Raw genomic sequence first — 12,887 nt, forward strand, 5'->3', positions numbered from 1 at the left:
CGCCGCCAGCGTTCGTCCTGAGCCAGGATCAAACTCTCAATAAAAGTATGATAACATCTTGCGATGTTTAGCTCATTAAATATTTTGCTAGCGAATTGACTTCACTAAATTTAGTTTGGTTTTACTACAAGTAAAACCCCCTACACATTTGGTTCGTCTTATTCATTGTTCAGTTTTCAAAGGTCTACATGACAACCTGACAGGCTGTCTGTTGTCTTTTTGCGACAACTTCTAAATATTATCATTATTAGTTGAGTATGTCAACTAATTTTTCTAACTTTTTTTAAAAGTTTTTTTCGCACAACTTTTCTGCCTTTCATTTAGACAGCTTCTGAATTATAGCCCATATAGAAATAAAAAGTCAACAGTTAAATCTGATTTTTATTAATAATCTGTATTTTCTTTTATTTTCTTTAATGAATATTGAAATCAAGCACTTCTATTTCCTTTTGAAACACTTTAATGGTGGAGATACTTGCATTTTCAACTATGCCGCCTTTACGCAAGTTTTCTAGCGGGACTCCGGCTAGCGAACGGACCAAAGTTGTAATGGTAATCCCATGAGAGGTCACTAAAAGATTTTCTGCCCCTGAATTTTCTTCTATAATATTAAACAATGCTTTTTCAGCTCGCTCAATAAGTTCTGGATAGCTTTCTCCTCCGTGCGCGGCTGGATTATATAGTTGGGGAGAGGTTCTCAAATGCACGAATTCTTTTTCTTCTTTTATTTTTTCAACGTAACGGCCTTCCCATGTGCCAAAATACAGCTCTCTAAAACCTTTCTCCGGAACAGGTACTAATTCATTTCGCTTGTTTTCATCTATAATATATTTCGCAGTGTCCATTGCTCGTTGCAAATCACTGGAATACACTCGATCAAAAACAGTATCTTTCAGCATGATGCCAGCTGTCCGTGCTTGTTGAATGCCTTTTTCTGTCAAAGGGGAGTCAACTTTTCCGCCTTGCATTCTTCCTATGTAGTTGTACTCCGTCTGTCCATGTCTGACAAAATAAATTTTCATCATTAACCCCTCTTTTCTTTTTCAAGCTCTGCGCTCTCTATACTATTATTACTCAAAAAAGGGATTTACTCAAACATTTTAAAATTTTCGTTTAATTGTCTCAAATTAATCTGATATTTTAACAAAATTTGTTACAATGATAGGAAGAAATCCAACGATGGAGGAAAAGTCATGAAGATATTAGTTGTAGATGATGATAAAGAAATTGTAGAGTTGCTGAGTATTTATATTAAAAATGAAGGCTATGATGTTGTGAAGGCCTACGATGGAAAAGAAGCGATGACAAAAGTCATTACCAATCCTGATATCGATTTGATGATTTTGGATATCATGATGCCAAAAATGGATGGTATGGCGGTTGTCAAAGAATTACGTAAGGAATCGCAAATCCCCATTATTATGTTGACGGCAAAAATAACCGATATGGATAAAATCCAAGGTTTGGTCGCCGGGGCAGATGATTATGTCACCAAGCCTTTCAACCCTCTTGAAGTGATGGCACGCATCAAATCTTTGTTGCGCAGGACTCATATGCAGATCACGACTGACACACCAGACATTTTGGAAATTGGTCCGCTAATCATTAAAAAAGATTCCCATGAGGTGATGACAGAAAGCGGCACCGAAATCCAATTAACTGCGTTAGAGTTTGGCATCCTACATCTTTTGGCCAGTCACCCTAACCGGGTCTTTAGTGCCGAAGAAATTTTTGAACGGGTCTGGCAGCAGGAAAGTCTAGTGTCTGCTAAAACGGTGATGGTCCATGTCAGCCATTTACGAGACAAAATCGAAACCGCAACTGGCGGAGAAAAAGTCATTGAAACGGTTTGGGGAGTGGGCTATAAAATAAATGAAAATTAACAGGCAACCCACATCTAGGATTCGCTTGACCTCTAAGGAAAAAAGCGAACTCGTCCTTGAAGCGATCGTTACGATTATTTTACTGATCCTGCTGAACATTGCTATTTTAGCTGTCAGCCGTCTCGTTATCGACGGCAGTCAAGATTTGACGGATATCATCTACGGCTTCAAGGAAGTTTTATTTGAGAAGTTTCTCAACACTGCCGTCTATTCTTTGGGAAAAGTAGCCATGTTTTTTTTGATCATCATTGATATTTTCGTTTTGTTGTGGCGGCTGGTCCGGCGCTATCGTCAAATGCAGCTGCGCCATATCATCACAGAACTGCATTATATCGCAGACGGTAATTATGATCACAGGATTCCCTTTAAATTAAAAGGAGATCTAGGCAAAGTGGTTTCTAGTGTTAACGGCTTAGTAAACAGTACCGTCAATGCCATGGAAGAGGAACGGAGAATCGAAAAATCGAAAGATGAATTGATTACCAATATCAGCCATGATATTAGGACACCGTTAACTTCTATTATCGGTTACTTAGGTTTGATTGAGGAAGGACGTTACAAATCAGAAGCCGAGTTGCTCCGTTACACGAATACTGCTTATTCAAAAGCGAAGCAGATGAAAATATTAGTCGATGATTTATTTGAATATACTAAAGTCCGGCAAAAAAATACGCAGCTGAATATTATCACGTTTGATTTGCATCAATTGATGGAACAGCTGGTCATCGATTTTGAATTAGAAGCTGAGAAAAAAGACATGACGATTGATGTGATTTGTACACCTACCCCTTTCATTATGCAAGGGGACACAGAAAAGTTAGTCCGTGTTTTCAATAACTTAATCATTAACGCTTTTAAGTATGGCCGAGATGGGGATCAAATCATTCTTATGGCTGAAAAAATCGGGTCTGAAGCTGTGATCACCGTTAAAAATAACGGCTCGACTATTCCTCAGGAAGCTTTGAATCTGGTTTTTGAGCGTTTCTATCGGGTGGAATCCTCCCGTTCACAGGAAACCGGCGGAACTGGTTTAGGTCTGGCCATTACTCAAAGCATAATTGTTTTACATGGCGGTTATATTTATGTAAAATCGGATGGAGGATGGACTTCTTTCGTTATTCACTTGCCTATCGAAAGACCCGCTGATAATAGTTGAACAGAAGGAGATTTTCATGAAAAAACGTCACTCTGCCCAATCGATACTAACTTTTAGCTTATTATTTCTTTTATTTTTTTTCATCCCCCAGCAGGCTGACGCTTCGGAAGGGGACGTTGAGTTTGCAGTAGACGTTTCCGCTGCTATCGCCATTGATGCCGATACAGGAAAAATATTTTATGCGCAAAATGCCGAGGAAGCACTGCCTATTGCTTCTACTACAAAACTATTGACCATGTACTTGATTTTAGAGGCCATTGATAATGGCAGTTTATCTTGGGATGAAGAAATCATTATTTCTAAACATTTAGAAGAATTAAGCCATAATATTAACTTATCCAATGTTTTTCTCTTTGAAAACTACGCTTACTCAGTGAGAGATTTATTCATCGCCACTGAAAAAGTTTCTGCCAATGCGGCAGCCGTGGCCTTAGCAGAAAGAATAGCAGGCAGCGAACCAGCTTTTGTGGAGCTTATGCGAGCAAAACTGAATTCGTGGGGGATTAGAAGCGGCTATATTATCTCTGCTTCCGGTATCAACAACGATGACGCCCTAGGTCAAATTTTCCCAGGCAGTCAACCCGGGGAAGAAAACTTAATGTCTGCACGAGACCTTTCAATCGTTGCCTATCACTTAATAAAAGATTTTCCTGAAATTTTAGATTATACCTCTAAAAAATCAGAAATATTTGCAGCAGAGACTGAATTTGAAACCCTTTTGGTGGGCACCAATCAACTGCTGGAAGATCAAAAGTTTTATAAAGAAGGGGTCGACGGTCTAAAAACCGGCACCACCGAGCTGGCGGGGACTTGTTTTGTGGGTACTATAGCAAAAGAGGACCGGCGTGTGATTACTGTTGTTTTAAATGTGGAAACTTTTGAAGAAGATAGCGGGAAACGTTTCATTGAGACTGGCCGATTAATGGACCACGCCCTCAATGATTGGGAATATGCCTTAGTGTATCCTAAGAATTCTCCCATTCCTTCCCTTGATGACGTGATAGTGAAAAACAGCATCCAAGAAACAGCCTCTCTAAGGTTAAAGGACGATATTTTTATGTGGGTCAATAAAAAGCAGCCGGGTGATTTATCCCTCCGCTTTGAACCAGAGGCATCCGGTACTGACATCGACGGAAATTTACAAGCTCCGATTGCAAAAGATGAATATATCGGAAATATCATCATCGAAAGCCCTAGTCATTCTATGGACACAGTTTTTTTTGCTGGCCAAACATTGACTGCTGCCGTTTATGCTGACCAAGACATCGAGGTGCTGCCTTGGTATCTTAAAGTTTGGCAGTCAATCCAAAACTTCTTCGACAATCTTTTTTGATAGGATTTGACAAGTTTCCGCCCCTTCGCTATACTTTAGACATTACAAATAGCAACCCTTTGCGAGAATAGTACTGTTTCGTTTTCTTCAAGAGAATTAGCGGCTGGTGAGAGCTAATAAGAAAACAGACAAGAATCCGCCTCGCCAGAAAGAAAGTGAAGAAATAATTCACTTCGGTGTTGGCCGTTATCCAGCAATACAAGTGCAGTATTTTGATACTGAATTTGGGTGGTACCGCGAATAACTTTCAGTTCGTCCCAAGAGCCGTGGCTCTTAGGGCGAACTTTTTTATTTTTCAAAAATTTTAAGGAGGGAAAACGATGTTAGACATTAAAAATATTCGTAATAATTTTGAGGAAGTAAAGAAAAAATTAGAAACAAGGGGCGTTGATCCAAAACAATTAGATGATTATTTAGATTTAGATAAACAACGACGTCATTTGATTGTGCAAACCGAGGAAAAAAAGAAAACTCGGAACAAAGTCTCACAAGAAATCGCTCAATTAAAAAAACAAAAAGAAGATGCACAGGAAAAAATCAAAGAGATGCAAGTGGTGGGAGAAGAAATCAAGGACCTTGATGACGCTCTTCATCAAATCGATGAAAAAATTCAGGCTATTGCTTCTGGTTTGCCAAATCTGCCCCATGACAGTGTTCCTATTGGAGAAGATGAGGACGCCAATGTGGAAGTTCGCCGCTGGGGGGAGCCGAAAACATTTGATTTTGAAGTTAAACCTCATTGGGATCTGGGAGAAGACCTGGATATTTTAGACTTTGAAAGAGGAGCAAAAGTTTCTGGCAGCCGGTTCCTTTACTACAAAGGACTCGGTGCTCGTCTAGAGCGGGCGTTAATCAATTTTATGATTGATGTCCATGTCAGCGAGCATGGTTACACTGAATTATTGACTCCAAATTTAGTGAATAGTGCGTCAATGTACGGCACCGGACAATTTCCAAAATTCACTGAAGATGTGTTCCAAATTGAGGGAGAGGATTTGACGTTAATCCCAACCTCTGAAGTTCCTTTAACCAATTATTACCGGGGAGAAATCATTCCAGATGAAAGCTTGCCCCAATACTTTACGGCTTTCAGTCCTTGCTACCGTTCTGAGGCTGGCAGTGCCGGAAGAGATACTCGGGGATTGATTCGTCTCCATCAATTCAATAAAGTAGAGATGGTGAAGTTCACTGATCAGGAATCTTCTTATGATGAATTAGAAAAAATGACACAAAATGCTGAGGAAATTTTACAAAAGTTAAATCTGCCTTATCGTGTCCTAGCTTTATCCACTGGAGATATGGGCTTCTCAGCTGCTAAAACTTATGACTTGGAAGTTTGGGTTCCCAGCCAAAATGTGTATCGTGAAATCAGCTCTTGTTCTAACTGTACGGATTTCCAAGCCCGCCGCAGTAAAATCCGTTACCGTGACAATGACGGGAATTTAAAACTGGCGCATACGTTAAACGGCTCTGGACTTGCTGTCGGTCGTACCGTAGTAGGGATATTAGAAAACTACCAAAATGAAGACGGCAGTATCACCATACCTGAAGCACTGGTCCCTTACATGGGCGGCGTCACTAAAATAAGTAAGTAATAAAAAAAGGGGTCGAGAAGATAAAATCTGTCTCGACCTCTTGTTATATCAATTCAGCTAAAGGCGTATAATTTCTGCCTTGATCTTCTGCCACTTCTTTAATCGTCAATATACCACTAATCATGTTCACACCCTTATAAATCGCTGGATTGTCCTTTGCTGCCTGAACCACTCCTTTATTTGCGATTTCCAAAGCATAAGGTAATGTGCTGTTCGTTAACGCCAATGTTGACGTACGAGGCACCGCTCCGGGCATATTCGGCACAGCATAATGAATCACCCCGTGCCTCAAATAGGTTGGCTGGTCGTGGGAGCCTATTTTGTCAGTCGTCTCAAAAACCCCTCCCTGATCGATGGCTATATCGACTACCACCGAACCCGGCCGCATACTTTTAATCATCTCTTCCGTCACAAGTCTCGGCGCACGACGTCCGGGAACTAGCACTGCTCCAATGACCAAGTCGGATTCCGTCACCGCTTTTTGAATCGTATAAGGATTAGAAATCAAGGTCTGGATGCTGTTGCCGAAAATATTTTCCAGTTCAGCTAAACGGGCAGGATTAATATCTAAAATCGTTACTCTCGCCCCTAATCCGATGGCTACTTTTGCAGCATTCAATCCGGAAACGCCACCGCCGATGATTGCAACTTTTCCTCGCTCTACACCGGGCACTCCAGCCAGTAAAATACCTGAGCCGCCATTCGTCTTTTGCAGATATTGTGTCCCGATCTGAGTCGCCATTCTTCCGGCAACTTCTGACATAGGTGTCAAAAGAGGTAGACTGCCATTTCTTAATTGAACAGTCTCGTAGGCAATCGCGGTCACTTTTCTTGCCATTAATTCTTCTGTCAAGTCAGCAGCTGGTGCCAAATGCAAATAGGTGAATAAAATCAAATCTTTTCTTAAATAGTTGTATTCTCTTGCATCTGGTTCTTTGACTTTTATTACCATTTCAGATGCCCATATGTGCGGCACATCTTCGGTAACAGTCGCCCCAACTTGACGGTACTCTTCATCAGAAAAACCCGACTCCGTCCCTGCCTTGCTTTCAATCAGCACCTCATGTCCCGCTTCGATTAATGCCATTGCTCCTGCAGGTGTTATTGCCACCCGGTCTTCGTTATTTTTAACCTCTCTAGGCACACCTATTTTCATATTTTTTGCTTCCTTTCTAAAAAAATCCACAGCTTACCTTATAGTTATACTACAAATCGTGCCTCATGACTATCCTTCAACGCAAATTTTTCTCATCATTTTTTCATTAAAAAACCCCCGAAAGTCGATAAACGACTCCCGAGGGTTTGTTAAAATTGATTAACTTTCAATTGAATAGTTTGGTGCTTCTTTAGTGATTTGAATGTCATGAGGATGAGATTCTCTCAAACCTGCACCGCTCATTTGAATAAATTGTGCGTTGTCCCGCAACTCTGACAAGTCCGCTGCCCCGACATACCCCATGCCGGCTCTCAACCCGCCGACCATTTGAAAGACGATATCAGCAATAGAGCCTTTATAAGCCACACGACCTTCAATTCCTTCTGGGACTAATTTATTGGCTTCATTGGTTCCTCCTTGGAAGTAGCGGTCGCTTGACCCTTTTTCCATGGCCGCCAAAGAGCCCATGCCGCGGTAAGCTTTGAAACGTCTGCCTTGGAAAATCTCAAACTCGCCCGGGGATTCATCTGTTCCAGCCAGCATACTGCCTAACATGACAACGTGCCCGCCTGCTGCTAAAGCTTTGACGATATCTCCTGAGAACTTAATCCCTCCGTCAGCAATAATCGTCTTGCCGTATTTTCTGGCAATTGATGCAGCGTCATAAATCGCTGTCAGCTGAGGTACACCTACGCCTGCTACTACACGAGTTGTACAGATTGAACCCGGTCCGATACCAACTTTGACCACATCTGCTCCCGCTTCGTACAAAGCTTTCGTTCCTTCTGCGGTTGCCACATTTCCTACAATCAATGTCGCCTCAGGGAAATGATTGCGGATTTCTCTGATTTTCCGCAATACTCCTGCACTATGACCATGGGCGGTATCAATCACGATAGCATCTGCCCCTGCTTTCAATAATGCTGTGGCTCGTTCAAATGTATCGCTGGTAACACCTACAGCTGCCGCTGCTAATAAACGTCCATGTTCGTCTTTTGCCGCATCAGGAAATTCAATCACTTTTTCGATATCTTTGATTGTAATCAACCCGCTCAAACGATATTCATCGTCCACAATTGGGAGTTTTTCTATTTTATATTTTTGCAATGTTTTTTCTGCATCCTTTAGGGAAGTGCCTACAGGCGCAGTTACTAGATTTTCTTTTGTCATGACTTCGTCAATATCTACGCTGTAATCTGTAATAAAACGCAAATCACGATTGGTTAAAATACCTACCAGTTTTCGATTATCCAAAGAGTCTACTATTGGGACTCCGCTGATACGGTAACGGGACATGAGCGTCTCCGCTTCTTTCACCGTATGATCGGGAGTTAAGAAAAATGGATCAATAATCACGCCGCTTTCTGATCGCTTCACCTTGCGTACTTCATCTGCCTGAGCATCAATGGACATGTTTTTGTGAATGACCCCAAGGCCTCCTTGACGTGCCATTGCAATCGCCATTTTACTTTCGGTCACAGTGTCCATACTGGCACTCATAAAAGGGATATTCAGTTGCAGATTTTTAGCCAGTTTTATTTTAAGATCGACTTCATTCGGTAATACATGACTTTCTGCTGGAACCAATAAGACATCATCAAAGGTATAACCCTTTTTTACAAACTTTGTTTCCCAATTAGACATTGTTGTTCGCCACTCCCTAACTTGTTTTTTATCTATTAAAGTACCAAATCCAACATCAGAAGTCAATGAATGAGTTGTTTTCTCATCGCCTTCTAAACAAACTCTCTTTCTTTAAACATTCTCTTTTCATTATTTGTCGATGTTACACAATATCCGCTGTAAATTCATGATGACTAATAAGTGTCTTGTTAGTAAATAAAAAAGACACTAGCTTAGTAAAAGTTAGTGTCAAAATAATCACCGTGTAAACATACTGCCGGTAATATTGTATTTTTTTCTGATGTACCAACGTATCAGAAAAGCTCCGCCCCCGATAATCACGTAGAAAACCGGATCAAGAATTGGGTTGACTTGTAAAGGTATAAAGATTGTTCCCATAAAGACAACCATCCAACCCAAAATAATTCCTGCCATCAAAAACATAGACTTTAACATCCCTGGTTTTTTGGCGTTGGCATCAGCCGTGCCATTGGAAAGATAGACATACTTGCCAATGAAATAAAAAGCGGCTCCGCCGGTAAAAGACCCGATAAGCAATGTCAATATACCGTACTGCTGAGCACTGCTTGTCTTACTGATCAGAGGCATCACACCTGAAATCAACCCGAGAAAACCTAATAACATCAAGGAGTTATCCAACCATAATTCTGTAAATTCCATTTTTTTGGTAGGTTCAGGGGCTGCCAAAATATACTCTGTTCTTTCCGAGACTGTTCCAAATAGCTGTCTAGCTGTTTGACCCGTTTTTTGTCCTTCTACCAATAAGGGCAGCATCTCAGACAAAGCAAACACTTTTTTCTCTTCTGTTAAACTTGCTAAATCAAGTGCTTTTTTCAAATCAAAAATATACTGTTGATTTCTTTTTGTCAGCTGTTCTTCCAATTCTCGATTTTTTTTCACAAGTTCTCTTAATTCTTGTGTTTCCAAAGAAATCCCTCCACAAATGACAGACTTGTATTTTCATACGATAAAACTATTATACATTAAATCTAAACAACATGACATCACCATCTTGAACGATGTATTCTTTGCCTTCCAATCGCACGCGTCCGGCTTCTTTTGCTGCCAACATGCTGCCATAATTTTTTAAATCTTCAAAAGACACTGTCTCAGCACGGATAAAACCTTTTTCAAAATCTGTATGAATGATTCCGGCAGCTTGAGGGGCCTTCATGCCTTTTTTAAAGGTCCACGCCCGGACTTCTTGTTCTCCTGCTGTAAAATACGTTGCATACCCTAATAAGTCATAGGAAGCACGAATCAGCTGATCTAAACCAGATTCCTCAATCCCCAAAGCTTCTAAAAATTCTTCGCGGTCTTCCGCATCTAGTTCAGCAATTTCTTCTTCGGCACTGGCACAGACGATGATTACTTTTGCCTTTTCCTTTGCTGCAATTTCTTTAACGACTTGTACGTGGTGATTGCCTTCTGGGTCGGATACATCTTCTTCCGCCACATTTGCCACGTATAAAACAGGCTTGGTAGTAAGTAAAAACATACCCTTGACAATAGGTGCTTCGTCATCTGACCATTCCAGCGAACGGACAGGCTGACCAGCTTCCAATGCAGGTTTGATTTTTTCTAAAACAGCTAATTCAGCAACTGCGTCCTTGTCTTTAGTTTTTGCGACTTTTGCCACACGGTTGTAGCGTTTTTCCACTGATTCCAAATCTGTCAGCACGAGTTCTAAATCAATGGTCTCTATGTCTGATTTAGGATTGACTTCACCGTCGACATGAGTGATGTTCTCGTCATCAAAACAACGCACCACATGACAAATGGCGTCGACTTGACGGATATGGCTTAAAAACTGATTGCCTAGCCCTTCGCCCTTGCTTGCACCTTTGACAATTCCCGCAATATCAGTAAATTCAAACGTTGCCGGGACCGTTTTTTTAGGCTTGACTAGTTTAGTCAGCTCTTCCAAACGATTATCGGGAACTTCCACCATTCCTACATTTGGGTCGATAGTCGCAAAGGGATAATTGGCAGCTTCCACCCCTGCTTTCGTTATTGCATTAAAAAGAGTCGACTTCCCAACATTTGGCAAACCAACTATTCCAGCAGTTAATGACATAAAACTTCACTCTTTCATCTTTAATTTGACAAGACAAAAGGAGAGTCACGGCTCTCCTTTGATCTTGCAGGTCCGATATCTTTAATTTTTCAAAACACTAACAGTCTATTGGTCTTCTTTTTTCACCAATACACGCTTCATTTTTTTTTCAAATTCTCGGCGAGGCATCATCACGATATGTCGGCATTTTTCACAGCGGATTTTGATATCCATGCCCATGCGGATGATTTCCCAGCTATTCGTCTGACACGCATGAGGCTTTTTCATTTCTACTATATCGCCTAAACCGTACATACAGTTTACCTCCCTCATTTATTCATCAAATGATATTTCTAGAATATCTAATATCCGCGTCAAGTCATCTTTAGATAAATATTCAATCTCGATTTTTCCTTTTCCGCCTTTTTCCTGAATATTGACTGACGTCCCGAATTTGTCCATCAGACGTTCTTCACTTTCAGAAATGTAGTAAGGTTTGACAACTTTTCTAGTAATCACTGTTTTAGTCTTGGGTTTGCCGTCATCATTGTTTAAATCATTGACCAGCTTCTCCAATTGCCGCACAGTTAAATGCTCTGCGATGACTTTTTTTGCCACAGGAACGATTTGATTTTCATCTTTTAACCCCAAAAGTGTACGGGCGATGCCCATGGAAATTTTTTCTTCCTGCAACAACGCTTTTACCGACTCAGGCAAAGAAAGCAGTCGAAGATAGTTGGCGATATAAGGCCGGCTTTTTCCAAGCTTTTCTGCCAGCTCAGACTGCGTCAAATCTAAATTAGTCATCAGCATATCATACGCTTCGGCTTCTTCCAAAGCATTTAAGTCTTCTCTTTGCAGGTTTTCCAACACTGCGATCTGCATCATGGCGGCTTCATCAAATTCACGGATGATCGCCGGTATGGTTTCTTTATTTGCTATTTTTGATGCTCTGAATCGTCTCTCTCCAGCAATGATTTCGTAACCCTTCACATCAGACTTGCGAACAATGATAGGCTGAAAAACTCCAGATTGTTCAATCGAGCTTGCCAACTCTTTCAAGCCTGCTTCATCAAATGTTTTCCGCGGCTGATAAGGATTGGGACGCAACTCAGAGAGCTTGATTTCTACGATTTGCTCTTTTTGCACATCTACTTCTTCAAAATTAGAAAAGTCCTGAAATAAGGCATCGATCCCTCGACCTAAGCCTTTACTATTTTTACTCATGAGCTAACACTTCCTTTGCTAAAGCAAGATACGTTTCAGCACCACGTGAACGAGGATCATAGTCAATAATCGGCAACCCGTGACTAGGAGCCTCAGATAATCTAACATTTCTCGGAATAATTGTGTCATAGACTCGTTCTCTAAAATATTTGCGTACTTCTTCGACTACTTCTGAGCCAAGATTCGTACGTGCGTCATACATTGTCAGCAACACGCCTTCAATCCTCAAATCCGGATTAAAATGCTTTTGGACCAGCCGGATCGTATTCAACAATTGACTTAATCCTTCCAATGCGTAGTATTCACACTGGACCGGAATCAAAATCGAATCACTCACTGTAAAAGCATTGATAGTTAAATGTCCTAGAGAGGGTGGACAATCAATTAAAATATAATCATATTCTTCACGAATATCCTTCAAGGCTGTTTTTAAGCGGGATTCTCTAGCCATCATCGGGGTCAGCTCGATTTCTGCTCCCGCTAATTGAATGGTTGCAGGGACAACATCCAAATTCTCTCTTGTTGTCTGATGGATGACATTGTCAACAGGTTCTTCATTTACTAATACATCATAAATATCCTTGCTTACATCAGATTTTCTGATACCCATCCCGCTCGTCGCATTTCCCTGAGCATCTATATCTATGATTAGCACTCTCTTACCATAATATGCAAGACATGCACCAAGATTTACTGTTGTTGTTGTTTTCCCAACGCCACCTTTTTGATTAGCCACTGAGATAATCCGTGCCATAGTCTTTCCTCCGATTCTTCTCACACTTAATTTCTCTTTCCACCTCTACGTCAACGTTCCTATTATAGCATAAGTTTTTCAAT

At 40.9% G+C, this 12,887-nt stretch carries 12 protein-coding genes and 1 other annotated feature; of the genes, 4 read left to right on the forward strand and 8 right to left on the reverse strand.

What is annotated here, in order from left to right; all coding sequences use genetic code 11:
* Positions 1–413: 413 nt before the first annotated feature.
* Positions 414–1,022: a histidine phosphatase family protein gene (locus CBF29_RS06915; protein WP_170170017.1), complete on the reverse strand. Its 609-nt coding sequence runs from the start codon at positions 1,020–1,022 to the stop codon at positions 414–416.
* Between the two features lie 171 nt (positions 1,023–1,193).
* On the opposite strand from CBF29_RS06915, the gene croR reads away from it, so the two are divergent.
* The 4 genes from croR to serS all read left to right on the forward strand — a co-directional run bounded on the left by croR (position 1,194) and on the right by serS (position 5,967).
* Positions 1,194–1,883, forward strand: coding sequence for a response regulator transcription factor CroR (croR, locus tag CBF29_RS06920; RefSeq protein WP_126808844.1), 690 nt, complete (start codon positions 1,194–1,196; stop codon positions 1,881–1,883).
* Positions 1,873–3,039, forward strand: a complete 1,167-nt coding sequence (locus tag CBF29_RS06925) for a sensor histidine kinase (RefSeq protein ID WP_126808846.1) — start codon at positions 1,873–1,875, stop codon at positions 3,037–3,039. Before croR ends, CBF29_RS06925 begins: the two co-directional genes overlap by 11 nt.
* Before the next feature lie 16 nt (positions 3,040–3,055).
* Positions 3,056–4,372, forward strand: coding sequence for a serine hydrolase (locus tag CBF29_RS06930; RefSeq protein ID WP_170170018.1), 1,317 nt, complete (start codon positions 3,056–3,058; stop codon positions 4,370–4,372).
* 53 nt (positions 4,373–4,425) lie between these two features.
* Positions 4,426–4,635, forward strand: a binding site (T-box leader).
* Between the two features lie 57 nt (positions 4,636–4,692).
* Positions 4,693–5,967, forward strand: a complete 1,275-nt coding sequence (gene serS / locus CBF29_RS06935) for a serine--tRNA ligase (RefSeq protein ID WP_126808850.1) — start codon at positions 4,693–4,695, stop codon at positions 5,965–5,967.
* A gap of 43 nt (positions 5,968–6,010) precedes the next feature.
* On the opposite strand, the gene ald is transcribed toward serS, so the two are convergent.
* From ald to CBF29_RS06970, 7 genes are all read right to left on the reverse strand, one after another.
* Complete coding sequence (ald, locus tag CBF29_RS06940) at positions 6,011–7,123, reverse strand: alanine dehydrogenase (RefSeq protein WP_126808853.1); 1,113 nt, start codon at positions 7,121–7,123, stop codon at positions 6,011–6,013.
* 159 nt (positions 7,124–7,282) lie between these two features.
* On the reverse strand, positions 7,283–8,767 hold the full coding sequence (gene guaB, locus CBF29_RS06945; RefSeq protein ID WP_126808855.1) for an IMP dehydrogenase: 1,485 nt from the start codon (positions 8,765–8,767) through the stop codon (positions 7,283–7,285).
* A 237-nt stretch (positions 8,768–9,004) separates the two neighbouring features.
* Positions 9,005–9,694 carry a DUF1129 domain-containing protein gene (locus CBF29_RS06950; protein ID WP_126808857.1) on the reverse strand — a complete coding sequence of 230 codons (690 nt, stop codon included), beginning with the start codon at positions 9,692–9,694 and terminating at the stop codon, positions 9,005–9,007.
* Between the two features lie 49 nt (positions 9,695–9,743).
* Positions 9,744–10,844: a redox-regulated ATPase YchF gene (gene ychF / locus CBF29_RS06955; RefSeq protein ID WP_126808859.1), complete on the reverse strand. Its 1,101-nt coding sequence runs from the start codon at positions 10,842–10,844 to the stop codon at positions 9,744–9,746.
* Positions 10,845–10,949: 105 nt separating this feature from the next.
* Positions 10,950–11,138 carry a DUF951 domain-containing protein gene (locus CBF29_RS06960; protein ID WP_126808862.1) on the reverse strand — a complete coding sequence of 63 codons (189 nt, stop codon included), beginning with the start codon at positions 11,136–11,138 and terminating at the stop codon, positions 10,950–10,952.
* Positions 11,139–11,156: 18 nt separating this feature from the next.
* Entirely contained in the window at positions 11,157–12,050 is an 894-nt protein-coding gene (locus CBF29_RS06965; protein ID WP_126808864.1) for a ParB/RepB/Spo0J family partition protein, read from the reverse strand.
* Positions 12,043–12,804: a ParA family protein gene (locus tag CBF29_RS06970; protein ID WP_126808866.1), complete on the reverse strand. Its 762-nt coding sequence runs from the start codon at positions 12,802–12,804 to the stop codon at positions 12,043–12,045. Before CBF29_RS06970 ends, CBF29_RS06965 begins: the two co-directional genes overlap by 8 nt.
* Between the last annotated feature and the right edge of the window lie 83 nt (positions 12,805–12,887).

The organism is Vagococcus elongatus (genome assembly GCF_003987645.1).
In the GTDB taxonomy this organism is placed as follows: domain Bacteria; phylum Bacillota; class Bacilli; order Lactobacillales; family Vagococcaceae; genus Vagococcus_A; species Vagococcus_A elongatus.